This is a genomic window from Laceyella tengchongensis (assembly GCF_900182735.1).
GTDB classification, from domain to species: Bacteria; Bacillota; Bacilli; order Thermoactinomycetales; family Thermoactinomycetaceae; genus Laceyella; species Laceyella tengchongensis.
Genome location: NZ_FXTU01000009.1, coordinates 49878 through 71275 on the forward strand (window position 1 = coordinate 49878; position 21398 = coordinate 71275).

The following is a 21398-nucleotide window of genomic DNA, read 5'->3' on the forward strand; positions in this document are numbered from 1 at the left end:
AACAGATTTGTTCATTTTGTTCATCGATCATAATGAACAGGAATTTGACTTTTCCGAATTTGCGTATAATATATAGATACAAAGACTTTCAGGCGGGGTGATCAAATGCAAATCAATGTAGAGGAAAACCAGATTCGATTAGAAGACAATACTATTCGATATGTCATAAGGAAAAGAAGAATCGAGGAATTAAAAAAAACAATGGACGATTTAACAGACCATACAATATCAAAAGGTTCAATTAGCAACATAGAAAAAGCAAAAGGGAATATCAGTCCGAAAACACTTGAAATCTATTTAAACAAACTCGATTTAGATGAAGATCGCGTTTTAGAACTAGCGAAAGAAGCAGAAGCGGAAATGGAAGAAATTTACCAACAACTAGAGGCTATCGAAACAATCATTGATAATGAAGATGATCACCTTGGAGCGGCAAAAGAACTATTATCAAAAATGGAATTTGAAGATTATCATCCCTTAACACCGTTCATCTCTTATCTTCAGGGACTTATCTTTTATGAAGAAAAAGAATGGGAAAAGGCTGAAAAAATGTTTAAATATGCAATCAAGCTATGTAAGGAGAAGTATAACCATAAACCAAAGGATAATATCATAGCCGCGTGTTATTGCGAAATCGCTAAGTGTTATTATGTACAACATGACATAGATCAGGCTCTTGTCTATGTCAACTTAGGTTTGTCGGAATATGATGAAAGTAAAGAGCGCAAAGGAGTTAAATACAAACTACTGGGAAACAAAGTCCTTTACTTGTTAAAAACATCACAGAACGACGAAGCATCGAGGTTACTGTACAACGTATGGCCGGAAGTAGCAAAATTAGATCATAGTTATGATGATTACCCAATACTCAACATTTATAAATTCAGATCAATATTCTTACGTAACCAAAAGCGATATGATGATGCCATTAAGTGTTGTGATATGGGTCTAAAAATTGCCCGAAGCCGTTGGAAAAACAGAAAAACTCCTTATCTCGATTTTCTGATCATCTTTGGAAGCATTTATTTGCAACTTCAAGAGTATGAAAAGGCATTTGACCGCTTTCAATTAGCACTATACTCTGATAAAAAGCAAAAGGCTCCACGAAGACACGTTGAAGCACACACATATCTCGGAATATTCTTTATAGCCAAAAAGGACTGGCATCAAGCAACTCATCATTTAGAGGAAGCCCTTAGAATTGGGCGTGAAAACCCGGATGCATTTAGAATGACAAAGGCCCTAACTGTCAGGGGTAATGTCCACTATTTTCAAAATCAGTTTTCAGAAGCCTTACCTTATTACAAAGAAGCGGCTGAACTTGCAGAAAAGTATGGCTACAAACAGAGGAAATATACGGCCTTATTGAAAACGGCGGACTGTTTTGATAAGATGAACGATAAGAAACAGTTCCGTAATTACTGTGAAAAGTTATATTACCTGCAAAAAGAACTCAATATTAAAAGCGAGGATGAGATTTATGAAATTGCTCCGCTTGACCGTGCTACGCGGTGAGGATGACGACCAAGAATAGTTTTTATTAAGGAATTAGCGCCCTCCATAAGATAAATGGAGGGCGTTTATTTCATTTAATCTAGTTTTTTTATACTGATTTGGTTTACTTTCTTTTCAAGACCATTTAATACTTCATCTAAAATTTTACTATGATAGGCTGTATCCATGACTTCCTTATCATCTACAACCACCCTATACATCGGTTTTGGTTTTGTCACTTTCTTCTTTAATCCCAAAGCAACAGCCAGCCCTTTAACAATAGACTTTGCCAATCCATCCAAGAACTTTTGGTCACGCAGCAGCTCATTTTCCTTGGCATTGTCAATAAACAGACATTCCAGCAGTACCGCAGGCATCCGAGTATCACGCAAAACAGCTATTCGAGAACGCGCCGCCTGACTATCATTTTTAGCCGGGTTCCCATGTGCCCCAATTCCGTAACCCTTCAAATAAGACAACACCTGATCATTAATGGCCTTTAGGATTTGTTTGGTTCGAGCCGGTGCATTTTGGGCCACATAAGGCGCTATCTTGCACGTTTTCAAACTGTTTGTTGTCTTCCATTTACTAAACACTCCTTCTTACGAAGTTTTGTTAATCCGAAAGTTTAACGCCATTCCGTAAGGCAAAAGAAAAAAGCACTGGTTAAAGTGCATGTGGTTCGTTGTCTTCGGTTGATTCTTCATCTTCCGGCGTTTCAGGTTCGCCGTTACCTTCGTTATATGGGTCGAACATTTTCATACGTGATTTCTTCTCGTTGTCAATCTCCTGTTGCTTACTCTTCACGTTTTCAACGCCCAAACGGCGCATAGCGCCGGCGATAGATTCAAATCCGCTAGCCGTTTCAACCGTCAACAAATCAACTAGTTCTTTCCGGTTATCCGGCAACGGCAACGCAAATTTAATTTCGTTATCGTAGTCATTACCAATTAACCGTACAACTTCTTTGTTATAAGCGAAGTTAGGCTCATTTAAACGTGCTTGCAAATACTTAACGGTTTTTTCGTGCAGTTCCTGTAAGCGTTCCTGCCAGATTAACCAATGTTCTTCCGTCTCACTGATAATGGAATGGAACAACAGGTGTAACGCTTCTCCGTTTAATCCGCCAAAATTCAACTCATCCGGTACGATATTTGGAATACCGGTAATCTCATGCAAGGCGCCCTTAATTCGGTTGTAGGTGTCTTTGTACGCATCTTTCCACCTAAACCCGCCTTCTACCTTTTTAATTTCCGGTGTTTGACCATCAGTTAACCCGCCTGCTAGCTCTAGTACCGAGCCGGGCGCAATTTGCAGTTTATTAGAAGTACCTTCCGGCACGTTAATTAACGCCGTCATGCTAAACATTTCAAATTTCAAACTATCTATTGCGTCTTCGTTTAGTTGGTTCAGTACGTCGGTTTGCTGTTTAATGTCTTCTGCTTCGGTGCTTAACCCTTCGCTACCGCTCAAATCAGACATAGGGAACAGCACAACTGGGATAAAGTCGGTACCTAACGGTGATTTCGAGGTAATCACCTGTTCCAGTTTCAAATCTTCCGTATAGTCAGCTTCCTCAATAAAGCACTCACCGTTTTCTAGTGAAAACGTTTGTTTTCGGTAGAATACTTTGTTAGCACGTTCGAAAGCGTGGACAAAGTGGACGGCAATTAGTTCCTCAAAATCATCATCGGAATATACCGGAAATATTTCATAATCCGGGCGGAACACCCAATGAATTTTACCGGTACGCGGGTTGAATACAATTTTACAACCGACGCGCCCCGCAATCAGTCGGTCACGCGCCGCCTGTAGCAACTTTTCCCGCATTTTGTTTTCTTTCCACAGTTGGCGCAAAAGTTGTTCGTAACCTTCGGCACGTTTGTTTTCCTTCTCCTGTTCCGGCAATGGGGTATAATCCGGTGCCGCCTGTTCTTCCGGTGGGTCAATCATTTTAGCTGTTACGTTTACGGTGTGCTTACCGCCCATTTGCCACCGGCTTTTACGTTGAATGAACGTTTTAAAATAGTTCGTAGTATACCTGGTGGGGTCGTAGTCCAAACCGGTTGGGCGTGGCAAGTCTTCCGCCTTTACGAGTTGCCCGGTATGTGGGTGAACGTGCTGTTTACCGTTGTAATACTCGTAGTACCTAATTTGCTGTTGAATTCGTTCCCACTCCGCTTTACCTATCGCTTGCTGGAACGGAGAGAAAAGAAATTCATCCAGTTCCTGCGCTCCCAACGTCAAGTAGTTCCAGGCTCCCACGCTTTCACCTCCTGCACGTTAGCGCAATCGTTTTTTACTTGTCCTTACAGTGACATGCGAACCTTTCGCGCAAGTAAACGCCATTTGTATAGCGTCCGGCGCGTCATCATGCTTGTGCATCGGGTACATGTAAAACTGCTCGAGTACGTCTTTCATATCCCGTTTAAATCGTATTCTTCCGGCTTGAATATCCGGTAATAATGCTTCAATCCTTAGTTCCTTACGTGTCCGTTGTTTAATTTGTTTGAGTCGTGTATAGGCTGGGTATCCGTGTTCCTGCAATTTCTCCGCTAACTTATCGGCAAACCACTCTTGCGCGTGCTGTGCTTCAACAGCCAATGCCTTGTACTGGAAACGTAACGCCCTTTGCACTGCTTCCGACAATAAGACGTCAGGATGTACCCTTTCCATAAACACGTCTACAACGTAACAAACATTACTTTGTTTGCTTTTCGCTAGTGTCGCAATTACTGAATAGTCTCCTTTTTCCTTACCCATAGCAAAGTCAATTGCCCCAATGTAATCAAAATCCCTACCGGCTATCTCTTCTTCCGTGAAATAATGGAAATAATCCTGTTTAAAAATTTGGCGCTCTTCGTCGGTGGGTTCACCTAAGTATTCTTGGTTGAATGCTTTAATACCGTTGTTTTCTCTCTTCTTCATCAAATCTAAATAACTAAATCGCGCTTCCCATAGTACCTGTGTTCCGCACAACATTTCTTCCTTGTTATCATTAAAAAACTCGTCGGATTTCTCCAACGCTTCCGGGTCATCGCTGTTATAAATTTTACGCCATTCGTCCCACAAATCGGGTCGCTCACTCCAACTAAGAATAGCCGGAAATTTACGGCTTTTAAAATCCTTGCGTTTCTTGATTACCCAATCTAACAAGGAATCGTAAGCAACAATCGTACCCATGTAAATGCACATGCCGGAAACATCTAACGCTTCTAGTAACTCTTCACAAAACCACGCCTTATTCTTTGCAATAGCTTCCGGTGTGTTCGTGTTATCCTTACTTTCCAAATCGTCCAGTAGAAACAAATCCGGTCGGGTTTCGTTATTCCTTAGTCCGCGCACCTGCGTACCGATTCCGCGTGCCTCTACCTTCTGGTTTTCGTACGTTATAAACTCTTCGTTGTTGTCAGCGATGTTTTTTGTCTTTTGCGCGCTCAGCAGTTCCCCGAAGTCTTCCCGCAATTTCCGGTTGTGCTTTAACTGGTTCCGTGTCCAACCGATGAAATCCCCAGCAACGCCGGTTGTCTCTGATACAAGAACAATATATTTTTTATGACGGTATACCAGTTGGTGGCATAAGTACCCGTTAGAAAGGTATGCCGTTTTAGCGTGTCCCCGCCCTACGCACCATGCTACGTTTGATTTGACTTTACCCATCGTAATTTCATCAAGCAATCGGCATAACTCTTTGTGGAAAAGCGCGCTATTATCGTAGTTAATACCCGTTGGAATAAGGTTACCGGGATTGCCGGGGTTCCCGTCTTCACTAAAGTATTCCAACATAAAATACAACAAATCGTATTCGGCGCGGTGTACCCGTTTTAACTTCTTCAATTCTTTTAACGTGTCGAGTAAATAACGTTGCTCATACGTCGGCAACGGAGTTAATTTTTCTTTTTCTTCTAGTAGATTGGCTATGTTTTCTAGTTTCTTTATTCGTTCTTCGCGTTCCTGTCGGCTCCGGGTCTTGACGCCATCTCCACCACGTCATTTCCGTAATACCGAATTCTTCCGCCAATTCTTTATGGCTTTTACGCTGTCCTTTCGGTTTGCTCATTTCCTCGTAATATCGTAAGCATGCTTGTAATTTATCCGGGCGTATAATTTGTTCTAACTCCCTCATCCGTTTATAATCGGTTCTCATCGTTAGCACCTCCTTTGTTTTAGCGTTAGGAACGCTATGTACGTCGTGGGGAAGGGGAGGAACCCGCGCGGCTATAAAGGGGAAATGAACTATGATATAAAACATGCCCAACCGCTACGCCACACGTGGCAACGGAAAGGCATGTCATATAAAAAGGCGCTACCGGAAATTAACCGATAAGCGCCATTAGATTATAAGTATTTATGATACGTCGATTTCCCGGACTATTTCGCGGATTTCTTTATGGTTTGGTAGGTGCTTCCACGATTTATTGTATAATAAAGCGCTAATATACGCTTGCCGTAAACCAAACCACTCCGCTACTTCTTCTTGCTTTAAACCCGCTTTCTGATTTTCTTTTGTATTAATCAACGGTGAAATTATGCGGATAAAAATAGCTTGTAGCTCCGTTAATTTTGACATACCGTGCGTGCTTCCTTTTAATTGTCTACCTGATTTTACTTTATCTTCTACATTGTCTTTAGGCGTACCTATCACTAAATGATGCGGCGCTACACAAGCCCTATTGTGGCACTTATGCCTTACTACGTAACCTTTAGGTATGTCGCCGTGAAATTTTTTATACATAAAGCGGTGAGCAAAACCGTCCGCTACTCTAAAGTATCCGTCGGGCGTAGGCACGCGGTTAACTACTTCCCAACAGCGTGTTACTTCGTTTATTTTAACATCAATTGTCATGTGTTTATGAAATGGACTATCGTTATTTACTTTAAAAGAAAAATCAGGTTGTATTTTTTCAAATGAATTAACTTTTCCGCGCGTTCTACCGCTTTTAATCATGTCTTGCACATTATCCTTTTGTGTACCTAATTCCATGTGTTCAATATTAATACAACCACCAAAATCGCAAAGGTGTCTTATAACAAACCCTTTCGGTATTTCTCCGTAATAGTGTTCGTAAACTGCGCGGTGGATATATGTTTCTTTGCCGTTTATACAAATCCGCCCGCGCCCGTCTTTTCTTAATTTGCGCCCGACAACTTTATAACACCCATTAGGTAAAATTTCGTATTTCAATGGCTTTTTGTTAGAATTACCTTTTAACCAAATCTCTCCGTAATTATTTGTCGTTTCGAACAATGTAACATTCCCCCTCCCGTTCGTAAATCTCCGGGTTTAAACCCCTCGATATACATTACCGATGGGAACGCTGTTTCGCACACTTATCTAAAGAAATTTATTTACCGGGCTGAACTTCATGTGTTGCGCTTTTATGTCCTCCGTATCTAACTGTATATACCTTCTGGTGGTAGCGATGTCCGAGTGAGATAGAATCCTTTGCAAAGTAAAGACATCTCCGCCATTCAAAAGGAAATTTCTAGCAAAACAATGACGGAACATATGCGGTGTTGCCCGTTCTACTCCCGCTTCCTCTGCGTACTTCCACAGTCGACGGCGGAAAGTATCCGGTATCATAGGCTCGCCGTAAGCGGTAAGAAAGACGTAATCTTGCTCGTCAAAATACTGTTTGTTTTCCTCGTGTAACTCCGTAATCATTTTCATTACCTTGCGGCTAACCGGTATATCGCGGCTTTTCCGGTTCTTCGCTACCTCTGCCGGGATAGTAAGCGTTAGCCGTTTCGTATCTAAATGCTCAATACGGATATTAACTAACTCATTAATGCGTATTCCAGTATCGAGCAATAAGAGCATGATAATCTTATCTCTAAAACCGCTGTATTGCCGCGTGTCTACCGCTCCCAACAGCTTCTTTATCTCCGTATCAGTAAATCCGGTTAAATCGTCAACGCTATCCGATTTAAGTAGCTTTATTTTCTCCATCGGATTAGCGGATAAATAACCTTCACTATACCAAAAACGGCACATCACACGAAGCGTCCGTAAACGGATATTTATCGTATTCACCGATAACCCCTTTATGGCTTTTTCCCGCCGCTCGTCCCCTTCGTACGGGCTACGCTCATCCTTCATATACGTAATATAACTACGGATGACTTCCGGTGTTAACTGTTGTATTGTAGTAACATCCGGGTAGAATTCCGAAAGGAACCGCCGGAACCATTCCATATGCTTGTAGTAGTCGTGTATGGTGCGCGGGCGCATGCCCTCCGCTTTCTTCGCGGTTACAAACAGTTCTAGCGCTTCATCAAAGGTTAGTTCCTGCACCATACTAACGTTACTAACCACTGCTTTGCGCTCTTTGACGTGACTTTTACCCTTACGCTCTCTTACCGGTGTTTTCCGTTTTTCGGACATAAAAAATGCGCCACCTTTCAACACGCGCGCGACACGCGGTTACAGGTAACGCACCTCAACGGTTATCATGTTAATTTACCGGTTTCCGGCGTTTAAAATAACGCCTTTAAAACGTGAAAAACGTTGATATTATTGGCGGAGAGAGAGGGATTCGAACCCTCGGTACGGGTTACCCCGCACAACGGTTTTCGAGACCGCCTCCTTCAACCACTCGGACATCTCTCCATAAGTTAAATACTAACACTAATATATTATATCGAAATGCCAAAAAAAATCAAGCCTTCGCTCCCACTTTTCCTTTGCCCGGCTACACAAAAACAAAGAAGAGCCGATGCGAGCCCTTCTCCGCTCTTGTCCCTTTTTCTCATTGGCTTATCATCTTCCTGCATCTGCAGTTGAACCTTGGACATCGGTTCCCATCGGTCAAATGTGTCCACTGTCTTAGGAATAGCACAACCAATCAAGATGGCGATGATCACCAGCAGTTGCAACCCCAAAATGACGGCGTGACGAATGCGGCGCAATCTTTTGTTTATCGTGGGGCGGGTAAACCACACGACCGCACTCATCCAAACGACGGGAAACACGACGGACAAGAATTGAAACAACAGTGCCTCCAGCGGCGACGATGCGGCGTGGCCTTGCGCCTCATCCATCATCTGCAATCCCAACATCCCAATGCCCAACCCCAGCACCCATTGCACCAATTGCGTAAGGATTCCCATCTTATCCACCTCTTTTCTAGAATGTATCCTTATCGTAACTGGTGCACTTCAAAAAACTTCAAAAAGAATCAAGGGGTTGGCAAAAAAAATGCCCTTTCTCGTGAAAAGGGCGATCGAAACTAAGGCAGGATGCGGATGATCATTGGCTGTCCTCTTTGGCCAATTCATAAAAGGCGATTAGAAACTTTCGCGTATCCAACCGCACATGGTACTCTTGGTGTTGGCGCATATGCTGAACCATCTTGCTCAGTTCAGCCCCACCGAAAAAACCGCTATACCGAACCACATGCTCATGAGCATATCCTTGATGCACCGCCGTCGCCGCCAGATTGCCAAAAGCTACACGGATGGCGCGTCGCATGCGTTGACGCACAGACTTTTCCAATTTGCGTAATTCCTCTTCCGTCACCTGCGTCCCCATCCGCTTCATCACCGGCGCTTGGCATATTTCTTTAAGCTGCGGCAATTCGTGTCCGGGATCGCTCTGTTCCCGCTCATGGAGGGTTAATAGCGCTTCCATCAAATCGGCCCTTCCGCTCTCATCCCAGATGCCCAACTCGGTCAAAATCGTCTTGCCCGCGCGCTGCAATCGTTCCACTGCGCTGGACGCGGATTGGGGCACGGGGGGTTGCGAAGGGGACATGATTTGGTAGATGCTCTTCAGCTTGTTTTCGTATTCCAACTCCCGTTTGATGTTTTTCAAGACCCGTTGCACCTTCAGGCGGTTCAGCGGCTTTTCAAAATGGTAATAAATCTCGTCTTTGGTCAACGAGATGCTCTCGATATGATGGTCTTGGGAGATCATCACGATCTTGCCGTCAAATCCGTCAGCATTTAACCGCTCCACCGTTTCCAAACCGTCGCGACCCGACATGATGTAATCGATGATCAGGACATCCACTCTCTTGTTGATCATCAACTCTGTCGAAATCGCTTTCCCGTCATCTGCTTCCCCCACCACTTCACCCAGGTCGTAGTCCTCAATCAGGTCGGTCAGCATCAAGCGGACAGCCTCATCGTCATCCACAATGTAAATGCGCATGGTTCTCCTCCTTTCGTTCCGGACGACGCAGGGGGAGGGGCAGGGAGACGGTGAATTCGGTTTCCCGTTTTTGCTGATCACTCCACACCTTCACTTCCCCCCCAGCTTCTTCAACCAAGCCCTTCACATGAAATAAGCCGATTCCCGTCGATTGTTTTCCTTGTTCATCCCATTTGGTCGTGTAGCCCTCGACAAACACCCGCTCCACCGGTTGGCGGATGCCAGGCCCATTGTCCCACACTTGAAAATGCACCCAATCTTTGTCATAGATGGCAGTGATTTTAATTACCCCGCTCCGCTCAATCGCTTCAACCGCGTTGCTGACCAGATTGGTCAAAATGGACAGCATCATGTTGGTCGGATACAGGGGATGTTCCCCATAGACATGGCGCATAAACTCAATCCGCCGCCCTTTCCGCTCGGCATAGTTGCGCCCCGCCAAGAAAACGATTTCCAACAGCTCATGCACATTTACTTCGTCCGGTGCATGCTCCCGTTTCATCAAGCGGGATAACCCCACATCAATTACTTCCAAATGCTTGTGGATTTCGTGGCATCGCACGCAAATCTGCCGCAATTGCTGGATCATCTCATCCCGGTCCGTGCTCCCTTCCTGCAATAGTTGTTGCACTTGCTTGACGTCATGAGACACCTGTTTGGCTTGGTCAAGCAACTTGTCCATGTAATGTGCCTCTTCATACAAACCTGCCAGCATCATCAATTTTTGCTGTTTCTCCTGCCGTTCCCGCTTGAAGATGATCATCGCGTACACGCCAATCACAGTCAGGTTGCGAATCATAGCAATGATCCACAGATAAGTGAACCGCCTCAGTTCGAACTCCGCGGGGCCAAATTGCTTGCGCAACATTAATTCAACCATGCCGCTCATCACTTCAGTGCCGAAGCCGATCAATAAAATGACAAAGGGTTGGTCGTGGTAATCCCGCACCCGCACCCAATGCAAAAGAGCTGCGTATGTCAAATAGTAAGAAAAAGACGGCAAGTAGTCGCTGATGAACACATCCAAATCAACTCCGCCATAAAACCAAGCATGCAATCCGCTCCGCCAGGCCACGACCGCTATGGAGACCGCCAGCCCAATCGTCAACGGGGAATACTGCCGAATCCACAAGATGGCGAAAAAATAAATAGGAATGCTCATGCTCACCCGGTAATCATCTTGAAATGGATGCACATTGTATTCGCCCGCGAGCGGAACCGCGAGGACAACGGCAATTAGCCACAACCAATCCATCCGCCTTTGCATGCTTATCCACCTCCTCACATACAGACGCAAACACATTATACACGAATCATCCGAATAATCTAATATTATTGATTCCCGCAAACTGAAAAACAGGAAACCTCTTGTTCCGTCTAAGAGGTTTCCTGTTGCCGTTGTCGCTTTCTCTCTTTGTTCCGCTGGCGGAGCGCCCGAAAAAATTCGGTCAGAATGGCGCCGCAAGCCTCTTTATTTATGCCTGAGATCACTTCTGTCTGGTGGTTGAACCGTCCATCTGTCAATATATTCATCAACGTCCCGGCACAACCCGCTTTGGGGTCCTCCGTTCCATAAATCACCCGTCTGATGCGTGCTTGCAGAATCGCCCCCGCACACATGGGGCACGGTTCCAACGTAACATAGAGATCACAGTCATTCAGCCGCCACCCTCCCACGCGCTCCGCCGCTTGGCGAATGGCAATTATCTCTGCATGGGCGGTGGGATCGTGTTGCGTCTCGCGCAAGTTGTAACCCCTGCCGATCACTTGCCCATCTTTGACAATGACCGCCCCAATCGGGACTTCCCCAATCGCTTCTGCTTTTTTGGCTTCCTGCAAAGCTTCATTCATCCAACGTTCGTGTTCCAATGCGCTATTCACCTCTGCGGCGATTATAACACATGGAGCCTTGTCAGGTCTCCCGACTCCATCAGTGATCAGCAGTATCCGTAAACCGAAACCGGTCGATCAAAAGCGCGGGCGTGCGGCAATATCCCCGCGCATGGCTGATCATTCGGCTTTCCCGCCCCACTGCCACAATCCGTTGCAAAGCTTGAACGACGCTCTCCCTCATGCACAAGTCCTTGATTGGCGCCACCACTTTTCCCTTTTCAACGAGAAAGGTACCGTCCCGGGTGATTCCCGTCATGACCGTCTCTTTGGGATGGACAGTGGCCAAATAATTGAATCGAGTTACCACAATTCCTTTGTCCATGCGTTTAATCAACTCTTCATATGAGCAGGTTCCGGCTTCGACTTCCAAGAAAGAAGGTGCCACTCCCCGCATATCTTCAAGGGGAAATACAGCGCTGCCCGTTGACTGGGTTCCCACTTTCCGCGCTGTCCAATCGTCGTAGACCATGCCGCTAATTCTGCCCCGGTCAACCAAGGTGACAGGCCGCCTCGCCTGCCCTTCCCAATCGAAAGGAAAAGGCAACCCCATTTCATCCAGCGGATTTTCCTTGATGGTCAACAGTGGAGACAGATACGGTTCACCCATGCGCGTAGAAGCGAAACTGCGCCCTTCATGATAAAGAACGGGGTTAAAGCTGTAGCAAGCCCAATTGGTCACCAGATCGGCCACCGCTTTTGGTTCCAGCAAGACTTGATATGTCCCCGGCTCCACCACGATCGGATGCCGGCTCGCCAAGCACTTGTTTCTGGCTGTTTCCGCCACACGCTCCGCCTCCAGCTCATAGAAAGAACGCTTGGTGTCCGTGTCGTATCCCGAACCGGACTCCCCGGTCACAACCGCATGCAATTCCGCTTTGCTACGCCGCCCATAAAGACGGACGCCCCTTGAGTTCACAACGGCATGATCTTGGATGGAGACCTGGCAAGAACCGGCGCCGATCAATCCCTTCGCTTTGGCCGCTTCCGCAATAACATACACCTTTTTGGCCATTTCTAGCGGTGAAACTTGCTCTGTCGCCTCGTCAAAGCCGATGATTTGAGGGATCGGCTCCGGTTTGACGAAACTCGTCCGCAAGTGCTGGACATCCGCATACTGACTCAATCGCACAGCATGTTCCACCGTCATCCGCAGGGTTTCCTCATCCAACTGATTGCAAGAGGCCATGCCCAACCGACCATCCAATATCACCCGCACGACCAATTGCAACTCACGTTTGCGTACATGTTGCACAATCTGGTTGTTATCAAGGCGCGACAGATAATGCGACTGGCCTAAAATCGCACAAGCAACCTGGTCAGCAACCTGTTTCCCATAATCCATCACATAATCGCAGGCTTGCAACAACCGCTTTCCTTCCATATGTTCCTTTATTTTCATCTCCGGCCACCTCGATCCGAATATTCAGATACCAAGCGTTTGCCAAGCCATTATTTTTATTTCCCCGGAAATATTCACCGCCCCATAGCCTTTGCGTCCACTAGGGCGAATTGTTAATTTCTACAACGGTTACCTTTTTCCTTTTCACCAAGAACAATTTGCCGGGAGGAAGAACAGGTGCATGCCGGACGTCAAAAAAAACATGCCACTCCCCTCGACAAGGGTGGACATGCCTCAATCATGCGTCCGTTGTGTCTGTTCGTTCCCCGGCCCGGGAGAGCAGGGCGATCGGCCGTATTGAACAAGATCCTACGCATTTTTCTCGTATTCTTTGCACTCCACGCATATGCCATATATCTCAAACTTGTGGCCGGTGATCTCAAAATTCTCCGGCTGGCCGAAAATCGCCTTCATCGGACAGAGTTCAATCGCGCGCGTGCGACCGCATTCGGTGCATATGATATGGTGATGATGCGAATCACCACCGCAATGAATGCGATAGCGCCGTTCACCGTTCCATTCCGTCCCTTCGACAATCCCCAACTGCTCAAACAAGGCCAAGTTACGATACACTGTGTCAAAGCTAAGACCTGGATAATCTTTCTGCATCAAATCCAAAACTTCTTTGGCTGTCAAGTACCGCCCTTCTTCAAAGAAGAGCTGCACCATCATTTCCCGCTTACCGGTATACTTATATCCGTTCTGTTTCAACAGATTAAGCGCTTGTTTGATATCCACCGCTATCGCTCCTATATCGCCTGGTCCTTACTTTTCTATGATACTGGGTTGCGACGGAAAATGCGAACGATTCTCTTCACTGCCAGGATCAGCAACAGAATCGCCACAGAGACGAGAACGATCGTCCCCCCAGAGGCCCAGTCGAGATAATATGCGGCGAACAACCCGCTGAACACGGCCAATTGGGAGAAGACCACCGACCAGATCAATGTCTGGCGGAAGCTGTTGGTAAATTGCAGGCTGGCGGCGACAGGGATCGTCATCAGGGCCGACACCAGCAAAATCCCCACCACACGGATTGAAGCGGCGATCACCAGCGCCACGACCAGCATGAACAACAGATTGATGATCTTGCGCGAAATCCCCGTCAACACGGCATGCTCCTCATCAAAAGACAAAGCGAACATCTCTTTGTAAAAAAAGAGGAAAAACAAGACAACCAGTATGCCGATCCCCGCGATCAGGGTTAACTCGCCTTCATCCACGGCTAAGATGCTACCAAACAAATAACCCGCAATATCCACATTGAATCCGTCAGCCGCGCTGATCAGCACCACTCCCAGTCCGATACCTCCAGACAAAAGGATCGGAATGGCCAGCTCCTGATAAGACCGATACAAACTACGCACCTTCTCAACAAACATCGATCCCGCCAAGGAAAAAAACATGCCCGTGTATAGCGGATTCACTCCTTGGAACCAGGCGACTTCTTTTTGCATCAGCAAACCGGCCGCCACGCCCGATAACGTAACATGCGCCAAAGCATCAGCGATGAGGGAAAGGCGGCGCACCACCAAATACACCCCCACCAAGGGTGAAATAAAACCGATAATCACGCCCGCGTACAGGGCATTTCTCATCCACTCATATTGGATCAGCAAATCAAACATACGAAAGGGCGCCCCAAAACTTGGCGCCTCCCTCCCATCTCACTCTGTCTTAATGGTGATGGTGACTGACGATTTGTATGTCATGCCCATAGGCTTGGGTCAAGATCTCTTGTTCCCGTTGGGCAAATTCGTCCGGGTCACCGTGGAAAAACAAACGCTTATTCAAACAGGCGACTTGATCAACAGAAGTGGACAACACGCCGATGTCATGCGTGACCAAGAGCAACGTCAAGCCATGATGGCGATGCAACTCCGTCAACAGCGCATAAAATTGTTCGGTCGACTTCGCGTCTACCCCCACCGTTGGCTCATCCAAAATAAGCAGATCTGGATCGGCCACCAAGGCTCTGGCGATAAATGCCCGTTGTTGTTGCCCGCCCGATAGCTTGCCGATATTGCGGTCACGGAACGCACTAAGCCCAACCTTGGCAATCGCTTGGTCCACCTTCTTCCATTCTAAACGGCCCATCCGGCGCAGTAGTCCAAGTTGCCCGTACAAACCCGAAGCGACCACTTCTTTGACAGTAGCCGGAAAGCCCAGATTGAAACTGTTCGCCTTTTGTGAAACATAGCCAATTCGGCCTCCCAATCGGGCATGGCGCACAGGCTGGCCAAATAGGCGAATCTCCCCACGTTCTGGCTTCAACATGCCCAACACGCATTTGATCAGCGTCGATTTACCTGAACCGTTGGGGCCTACCAAGCCAAGGAATTGCCCGCGGTCCAGCACCAGATTGATCCCGTCCAAGACCGGTTGCTCTTCATATGAAAAATGCAGATTCTTAATTTCAATCACATGTTCTTTCATTGGGTCACGCCCAGCGCTTTGGCGAGATGCTCCTTATTCTTACGCATCACTTGGAAATAGTCCATGCCTTGGGCCTTTTCCTCCTCTGTTAAACCTTCCAATGGATTGAGGACAAGCGCTTCCGCTTTGACCTCTCTTTTCACCACTTCCGCAATTTTACTACTTACCAGTGTCTCAAACAAGATCACCCGGATATCATGTTCACGGACTTCTTCAATGATGCGCTTCAATTCTTGCGGGCTCGGCTCATCGGAGGGGGACAATCCGCTGATCGCCATCTGCTTCAAGCCATAGCGATGCGCCAAATACCCAAAAGCGGCGTGGGAAACGGCAAACTCTTTCTTCGGCGCTTGTTTGACCACGAATTGGAACTCATGGTCCAGTTTGTCCAACTCCGCCGCCACTTGTTCAAAATTTTTGCGGTAATCCGCTGCATGCTTGGCATCTTTCTTAATCAACGCATCACGGATCGCTTCCGCTTGTTTTTTGGCTAAAGTAGGATCCAACCAGGCATGCGGATCGAAGTCGCCATGGTCATGCTCTTCTCTTTTCAACAGCGGCAGATTCTTGGTCGTCTCCACCACCAATGTTCGCTTGGTATCCAAATTTCTTGCGGCCTTTTCAGCCCACGCTTCCATGCCAACACCATTGTAAATAAACAAGTCGGCATTGCTGAGGGCAGTCATGTCCCTTGCCGTCAATTCAAAGTCATGTGGCTCTACGCCTGGCGGAATCAAGTTGGTAACTTGAACATGGTCGCCACCAATTTTTTTGGCAAAATCCTCAAATGGAAATAAACTGGTATATACTTGTAACTTGCCGGGGTTGTTGCTCGATTGGTTTGCAGCAGTACCTGGCTGGCATCCGGTCAATATCAGCAACGTTGCCGCAAGAAAGATCAACCCTTTGTTCACTTCTAATCACCTACAATAGATTGATTTCGTTTCATAAGATTCTACTACTCATTATAGCCCCAGCTACCAATCTTGTAAATCGTAAATATTACGATTTGACCAATAGGGAAATGAGGACCCTACATTTCCTAAGCCAGGCGGCTTCACCTTTCCCCTTCACTGGTTGTCTGATCTCCCGTATCTATCTTAGTTTATCCTTCCCCACCAAGGATTAACGGTAGGTTTACCGACTTTGAATGGGGAAAACGCCGGGATGCCGGTGAACAATCCCGCATAAAAGGAGCGAGCCATGAAAGATCGATATGTTAATTACAAGGATTTATCCCGCCATGAACAGGTGGGGAAAGATTATTCCATTCACCTTCATTTCCGTTCGCCCCAACTCGGCGTGTTTTCAATCCATGGCGGCGGAATCGAAACGGGAACGAGTGAATTGGCCCTAGCAATCGCCGGCAGAGACTGGAGTTGTTATCTGTTCAGCGGTGACAAACCACGGGGCAACCACCGTCTGCACTTGACTTCCACCCGCTTTGATGAGCCTTTGGCTATCCTGTTGGCAAACCAGTGTGAACGGATTCTCGCCCTGCACGGAGCAGCAGGAGACGAGGAAAAGGTGTATGTAGGCGGATTGGATGAAACTTGGCGGCAACACATAAAAAAATGCCTGGCCCAGCAAGGATTTGCCGCCATCGATCCCCCTCCCCGCCTAGGCGGAAGAGAACCGGAAAACATCGTCAACCGCGGCCGGCGCAAGCAAGGGGTACAACTGGAGTTGACCAGCGGACTCCGCCGCACTTTTTTCCAAGGAAGCGGGCTTGCTGGGCGTAAACGGCCCACTCCACGCTTTTACACCTTCGTCAATGCGGTACGAGAAGCGATTTCCACCCTTTCACAACCCTGAGTGCAGATGTGTGCAACAAAAAAGCCGTTTTACCCCAAATTGGAGTTAAAACGGCTTTTGTACAGCATCAGCTTGATTGTGCCATTCTGGTTTTCAATTTGGCAGACAGGCTTTGCATCCATGGTCGCACAACCAGAAGGAAGGTTTGCGTCACCATGTATGCCCCGGCCATGAACCCGAGCAATATCCCGGTGTCATGCAACACCGCTTGCACATTTCCATTGGACAGGATCGCCCTGAGGCCGTGAATCGTGTACGTCATCGGCAGATAAGGGTGTAGCGCCCGGAAAAACTCAGGCAACAATTCCACCGGATACGAACCGCCACTAGAAGCCAGTTGCAACATAAGCACAATGATGGCCAAAAAGCGGCCTACATTGCCAAAGAGCGCGACCAGCATCTGGTTGATGGCGATAAACGTAAAGGCCATGATGATCGTAAACAGATACATCCATCCGGTCAGTTTCGGCTGAAGATTGAGGGCGACAAGCAATATCCCACACAAGATGACCGCTTGCGCTGACCCGATCAAGCCACCTGTCGCCAAGCTGAGCGGCTCGCCACCAGGGCGCTTGATCGCCCGGTACAGGTCGACGACTGTAAACAGTAACATCGCCCCCACCCATAATGACAGGGATATGAAGTATGGCGCAAAACCGGTTGCGTAATTGGGGACATCATGGAAATTCTTCTCTTTGATCACAATCGGATCGGCCAACATATTTTCCTTGAGTTCAACGCCTTTGAGCTTCTCTTTGGCGTTGGCCACACCTTCTTTCAGCCCTTTCGCCAATTCAGCTTGGCCAGCGTGGATTTTCTTCAGGCCGTCTCGCAGGGCGTTTTGCCCATCGTGAATCTGGCGCGTACCTGACAGGGCTTTATTCGCTCCATTTTCCAACTGATTCAGTCCTGACGCAAGCACATTGATCTGGTTCAAATCTTTTTGTACTTGCTTCACTTTGGCGTGTAGCTCCCGTACTTTCCCTTCATTCACGACCTGTTGGCGTGCCTGTTCCAACCGATCCAACTTATCTTTGATCCCCGGCGCTTGGATAACGAGTTGCCCGATCTTTTGATGGCTCTGCCCTTGCAACCCTTCCGCATTCCCCAGGGCCGAGCGGATGGCTTCTATATCTTTGTCGCCGGCAAGCTCGGGATGGCGCGCCAACAGCCGATCTAACGCAGCCTGCGATCGATCCAGCTGAACCCCTGATTGTGCCAAGGTCGATTGACTGGAGCGCAATCGGCTTACCCAATCGGCCATGTGCCGCCCCGTCTCAACCAAAGGTTGGTTCAGCACTTGCTCCAAACGGCCCAATACCCGGTCTGCCGCTTCCAAATACGGCATTGCTTGCGCCACCTTCACTTTGGTCGCATCCACTTTGCCAGAAGCTAATTGCAACCCGCTGGTGATTTGCGACAACCCGTCTTCCAATTTGCCCAGCGCCGCCGCCAACTGACCGCTAGCCGACAGGGCTTTGCGGGTGCCGTCGCGCAGTTCTGCCGCGCCCTTGGCCGCTTTGTCCAAGTCTCGCGTAGACTGGGCGATCGAACCAAAAATCTCTTCCGCATAGGCTTCAGTCAAGTTTTCTTCCAGCGAGATCTCCAACTCGCGCCGCAGGGATTCCCCGATTTTCCCGGACAGGTAGTTGGTGCTTTCATCCACATAGTATTCCAACTGTCCTTTGAGTGGTTTGGGGCTGTCGAGCGACACGGCTTTTTGGGATAAATCCTTCGGAATCACAATACCGATGTAATACCGTTCCTCTCTGAACCCTTCCATCATCTGATCCCGGGACACAAATTCCCACTTCACCTTGGAGTCTTCGCTCAACTTCTTCCGCAACTCATCACCAATATCAATCCGCTCTCCGTCTTTGACCACACCGCGGTCTTCGTTTACAACGGCTACGGGCAGATATTGCATATTCTCATAAGGATCGTAAAACGCTTTGAGATAGATCAAACTATAGACCAATGGAATGGCAAGGATGCCCATGAGCGCCAACCGCATCGGTTTTTGACTCCATAAGGACTGAAGGTCTCGAAAGCCAATTTGGCCAGTGGCCAACTTTTCCTTCAACCACTTCATCGTGCATCCTCCTCCCATAAAAAATTAGACTGACTGGTCAGTACAAAATTTAATTTACCGCTTCTCCTGCATAGTTGCAAGAGAAGAAGTGGTTACAATTTTGTTACATCGACAATCCCCTTGATCAGCAACGCTTCAAGCGTTTCCAAAATTGCCGGCAAATCTTTTTCCATCTCCGCTACCTCATGATCCTCTGCATGATACAACTTTTGCAACACGATCACACTGGCCGCTCCAAAAATGGCGCTGGCTGTTTCCAATGTGTGATTAATGTTAAAATCCCCTTTTTCTTTCCCTTCTATTAACACCTTTTCAATCAATGTGATATACTCCCTAATCTTCCCACGAAAATGGCGTTGCCGCTCTTTGGTACCAAACGCTTCATTTAACAGTAACTTCGCCAATTTGGCATGATGGATGAAAAAAAGAACATGCGCTTTGATCAGATGGCGAAATTTGGCCACCGGTTCTTCGGTGCTCTCAATATACCGATCAGCGTACTCGATCAGCTTTTCAATCCCTTCATTGATCAAACCGGCGAACAGCTCTTCCTTGCTTTTAAAATGATAATAGATCGTTCCCTTCGCCACTCCGGCCTTTTGGGCAATATCATCCATTTTAGCCTGATCAAACCCACTCTCGGCAAACACTTCCACGGCGGCTTGGAAAATCATGTCCACTTTCTCGTGACGCATCCCTCACTCCCCCATCTACCCGATACTCCATCTTTCAAGTATAAGGGATTGTCTTTGATTTTGACACACTAAGACGTGCTTTGTTTATTATGTGCAAAAAAAAGCATCACTTGCTGACAATTCAATCCATCCGGTCTACACCATTAGTCGATGTTTAAAAAAAAACCACGCCCCCATCGGGGGGTGGTTATCAGAGAAACTCATATGAAGCGCCTATAGCCCATGTTTTCCCAAGTCATAGAGAAGGGTGTAGCCAATGGTTGCACCTACTATATCATTCGCAAACAACCGGTTTTTTGTGTCACTCACTGCCGCGTTTTTGTGACAAAAAATCGAATGTCCGTACGGAATGTTTTACCTCGGCCATGGTTGAACTTGGAAGCGTAACTTCCGTCCAGCTAGGGTATTATTCCGCCAGAGCGGGTGACATCGACCCATCCACACCCGCGGCTTCATCGCGAAAACCCTTTCAAAACATGGTAAAATATAAGTACATTCACATGAGGAGGCCCATGTTCATTGGTGTTTAAAGATTATCTCGCCAAAATAGGCAAAGGCGGCACCCGTGTTGACTTGAAATTGGGAAAAGAAGAGTACACACTGGGTGAAACGATTGCCGGTTCTCTTGTTATCCAAGGGGGCATAGTAACCCAACAGATCAATAAAGTGGACATTGACTTCGCTATTCACATGCAACAGCATGATCAAGTCACCACCCATTTGATCCAACGTTTTTCATTCGGCGAACCGTTTGAAATTCATCCCGGCGCCAAAAAAACATTTCCGTTCACATACACCTTGCCCAATAATTTGCTCTTGTCCGGATATTCCATTTCGTATTCTTTTGCCACCCGGTTGGACATTGCCGAGGCCGTCGACCAAACCGACCATAACTCCATCGTCATCCTACCTCCACCCTCCCTGCGGCAAATCCAAGCAGCTTTGAGGGAGCTAGGATTTCAAGAAAAGTACGGCTCCCGTTCCTTTGACGGTTATTTGCAAAAGTTCGAATTCACCCCCACCTCCGCTTTGGCCAAAGAAGTCACTCACCTTCAATTCGCAGCCAAAATGGAAGAGGACGGCATCGGGTTGTTAATGGAAGTGGATTTGGTGGGGAATCATCAAGTGCGCCGAGAAATCCACTTCACCTCTAAGCAATTGGACGACCCTGCAATCCTTCTGCAAAGACTGCGTCAATCAGTGCAAGAGATGATAAACGAACCTCATCGGCTGGGCGACAGTCAAAAGTACTATTTCCGCGATCATAAGCAATGGAGCAAACTGGGAGCCATCGGCGGCTTTGCAGCCGGGCTCGCTTCTGGATCTTGGTTTGAAGACGATGTCAAGGTTAATCATGACCGATTGCAGGATTACAGCTGGTTACACTTTGGCGGCAATGGGGAAAAAACATAGCCACTTCTC

At 47.2% G+C, this 21398-nt stretch carries 20 protein-coding genes and 1 tRNA gene; 3 read left to right on the forward strand and 18 right to left on the reverse strand.

Going from position 1 to position 21398, the window contains the following annotated elements; all coding sequences use genetic code 11:
- Positions 1–105: 105 nt before the first annotated feature.
- Entirely contained in the window at positions 106–1515 is a 1410-nt protein-coding gene (locus tag QQZ12_RS14940) for a helix-turn-helix transcriptional regulator (protein WP_284724608.1), read from the forward strand.
- Positions 1516–1589: 74 nt separating this feature from the next.
- Here the strand turns inward: QQZ12_RS14940 and QQZ12_RS14945 are convergent, their stop codons facing one another.
- The 16 genes from QQZ12_RS14945 to QQZ12_RS15020 all read right to left on the reverse strand — a co-directional run bounded on the left by QQZ12_RS14945 (position 1590) and on the right by QQZ12_RS15020 (position 16288).
- Entirely contained in the window at positions 1590–2033 is a 444-nt protein-coding gene (locus tag QQZ12_RS14945) for an N-acetylmuramoyl-L-alanine amidase family protein (protein WP_284724609.1), read from the reverse strand.
- A 127-nt stretch (positions 2034–2160) separates the two neighbouring features.
- Positions 2161–3759 carry a phage portal protein gene (locus QQZ12_RS14950; RefSeq protein ID WP_102991186.1) on the reverse strand — a complete coding sequence of 533 codons (1599 nt, stop codon included), beginning with the start codon at positions 3757–3759 and terminating at the stop codon, positions 2161–2163.
- A gap of 18 nt (positions 3760–3777) precedes the next feature.
- On the reverse strand, positions 3778–5376 hold the full coding sequence (gene terL / locus QQZ12_RS14955) for a phage terminase large subunit (RefSeq protein ID WP_284724610.1): 1599 nt from the start codon (positions 5374–5376) through the stop codon (positions 3778–3780).
- Positions 5363–5641 (reverse strand): hypothetical protein, encoded by a 279-nt coding sequence (locus QQZ12_RS14960; RefSeq protein WP_102991185.1) that lies wholly within the window; start codon positions 5639–5641, stop codon positions 5363–5365. Before QQZ12_RS14960 ends, terL begins: the two co-directional genes overlap by 14 nt.
- Before the next feature lie 201 nt (positions 5642–5842).
- The gene (locus QQZ12_RS14965) at positions 5843–6742 is read right to left on the reverse strand and encodes an HNH endonuclease signature motif containing protein (protein ID WP_189318935.1); all 900 of its coding nucleotides are present in this window, start codon (positions 6740–6742) and stop codon (positions 5843–5845) included.
- Positions 6743–6829: 87 nt separating this feature from the next.
- On the reverse strand, positions 6830–7879 hold the full coding sequence (locus tag QQZ12_RS14970) for a tyrosine-type recombinase/integrase (protein ID WP_102991184.1): 1050 nt from the start codon (positions 7877–7879) through the stop codon (positions 6830–6832).
- A gap of 133 nt (positions 7880–8012) precedes the next feature.
- Positions 8013–8104, reverse strand: a tRNA-Ser gene (locus QQZ12_RS14975).
- Between the two features lie 26 nt (positions 8105–8130).
- A complete protein-coding gene (locus QQZ12_RS14980) occupies positions 8131–8604 on the reverse strand; it encodes a hypothetical protein (RefSeq protein ID WP_102991183.1) in 474 nt (157 codons plus the stop codon).
- A 139-nt stretch (positions 8605–8743) separates the two neighbouring features.
- Positions 8744–9646: a DNA-binding domain-containing protein gene (locus QQZ12_RS14985; protein ID WP_284724611.1), complete on the reverse strand. Its 903-nt coding sequence runs from the start codon at positions 9644–9646 to the stop codon at positions 8744–8746.
- Positions 9624–10913 carry a sensor histidine kinase gene (locus QQZ12_RS14990; RefSeq protein WP_284724612.1) on the reverse strand — a complete coding sequence of 430 codons (1290 nt, stop codon included), beginning with the start codon at positions 10911–10913 and terminating at the stop codon, positions 9624–9626. The genes QQZ12_RS14985 and QQZ12_RS14990 overlap by 23 nt, the downstream gene beginning before the upstream one ends.
- A gap of 110 nt (positions 10914–11023) precedes the next feature.
- Positions 11024–11515 (reverse strand): tRNA adenosine(34) deaminase TadA, encoded by a 492-nt coding sequence (gene tadA / locus QQZ12_RS14995; protein ID WP_281257235.1) that lies wholly within the window; start codon positions 11513–11515, stop codon positions 11024–11026.
- A 61-nt stretch (positions 11516–11576) separates the two neighbouring features.
- Positions 11577–12938 carry a TldD/PmbA family protein gene (locus QQZ12_RS15000; protein WP_102991179.1) on the reverse strand — a complete coding sequence of 454 codons (1362 nt, stop codon included), beginning with the start codon at positions 12936–12938 and terminating at the stop codon, positions 11577–11579.
- Between the two features lie 309 nt (positions 12939–13247).
- Complete coding sequence (locus QQZ12_RS15005; protein WP_022738588.1) at positions 13248–13676, reverse strand: Fur family transcriptional regulator; 429 nt, start codon at positions 13674–13676, stop codon at positions 13248–13250.
- 35 nt (positions 13677–13711) lie between these two features.
- Entirely contained in the window at positions 13712–14566 is an 855-nt protein-coding gene (locus QQZ12_RS15010) for a metal ABC transporter permease (protein WP_106341876.1), read from the reverse strand.
- Positions 14567–14615: 49 nt separating this feature from the next.
- On the reverse strand, positions 14616–15374 hold the full coding sequence (locus QQZ12_RS15015) for a metal ABC transporter ATP-binding protein (protein ID WP_106341875.1): 759 nt from the start codon (positions 15372–15374) through the stop codon (positions 14616–14618).
- On the reverse strand, positions 15371–16288 hold the full coding sequence (locus tag QQZ12_RS15020; protein ID WP_284724613.1) for a metal ABC transporter substrate-binding protein: 918 nt from the start codon (positions 16286–16288) through the stop codon (positions 15371–15373). The genes QQZ12_RS15015 and QQZ12_RS15020 overlap by 4 nt, the downstream gene beginning before the upstream one ends.
- Before the next feature lie 289 nt (positions 16289–16577).
- Between QQZ12_RS15020 and QQZ12_RS15025 the strand changes: the two genes are divergently transcribed.
- On the forward strand, positions 16578–17189 hold the full coding sequence (locus QQZ12_RS15025) for a poly-gamma-glutamate hydrolase family protein (RefSeq protein WP_102991176.1): 612 nt from the start codon (positions 16578–16580) through the stop codon (positions 17187–17189).
- A gap of 67 nt (positions 17190–17256) precedes the next feature.
- Here the strand turns inward: QQZ12_RS15025 and QQZ12_RS15030 are convergent, their stop codons facing one another.
- A complete protein-coding gene (locus QQZ12_RS15030) occupies positions 17257–19281 on the reverse strand; it encodes a YhgE/Pip domain-containing protein (protein WP_189318934.1) in 2025 nt (674 codons plus the stop codon).
- Positions 19282–19373: 92 nt separating this feature from the next.
- A complete protein-coding gene (locus tag QQZ12_RS15035) occupies positions 19374–19976 on the reverse strand; it encodes a TetR/AcrR family transcriptional regulator (RefSeq protein ID WP_102991174.1) in 603 nt (200 codons plus the stop codon).
- 522 nt (positions 19977–20498) lie between these two features.
- Here QQZ12_RS15035 and QQZ12_RS15040 point away from each other — a divergent pair.
- Complete coding sequence (locus QQZ12_RS15040; RefSeq protein WP_223248082.1) at positions 20499–21389, forward strand: sporulation protein; 891 nt, start codon at positions 20499–20501, stop codon at positions 21387–21389.
- Positions 21390–21398: the final 9 nt, after the last annotated feature.

Coding starts and splice junctions, on each gene's coding strand:
- QQZ12_RS15025 (WP_102991176.1), top strand. CDS start 16,578: ATGAAAGATCGATATGTTAATTACAAGGATTTATCCCGCCATGAACAG.
- QQZ12_RS14970 (WP_102991184.1), bottom strand. CDS start 7,879: ATGTCCGAAAAACGGAAAACACCGGTAAGAGAGCGTAAGGGTAAAAGT.
- QQZ12_RS15030 (WP_189318934.1), bottom strand. CDS start 19,281: ATGAAGTGGTTGAAGGAAAAGTTGGCCACTGGCCAAATTGGCTTTCGA.
- QQZ12_RS14985 (WP_284724611.1), bottom strand. CDS start 9,646: ATGCGCATTTACATTGTGGATGACGATGAGGCTGTCCGCTTGATGCTG.
- QQZ12_RS14990 (WP_284724612.1), bottom strand. CDS start 10,913: ATGCAAAGGCGGATGGATTGGTTGTGGCTAATTGCCGTTGTCCTCGCG.
- QQZ12_RS15015 (WP_106341875.1), bottom strand. CDS start 15,374: ATGAAAGAACATGTGATTGAAATTAAGAATCTGCATTTTTCATATGAA.
- QQZ12_RS14960 (WP_102991185.1), bottom strand. CDS start 5,641: ATGAGAACCGATTATAAACGGATGAGGGAGTTAGAACAAATTATACGC.
- QQZ12_RS15010 (WP_106341876.1), bottom strand. CDS start 14,566: ATGTTTGATTTGCTGATCCAATATGAGTGGATGAGAAATGCCCTGTAC.
- QQZ12_RS14980 (WP_102991183.1), bottom strand. CDS start 8,604: ATGGGAATCCTTACGCAATTGGTGCAATGGGTGCTGGGGTTGGGCATT.
- QQZ12_RS14940 (WP_284724608.1), top strand. CDS start 106: ATGCAAATCAATGTAGAGGAAAACCAGATTCGATTAGAAGACAATACT.
- QQZ12_RS15035 (WP_102991174.1), bottom strand. CDS start 19,976: ATGCGTCACGAGAAAGTGGACATGATTTTCCAAGCCGCCGTGGAAGTG.
- QQZ12_RS15000 (WP_102991179.1), bottom strand. CDS start 12,938: ATGAAAATAAAGGAACATATGGAAGGAAAGCGGTTGTTGCAAGCCTGC.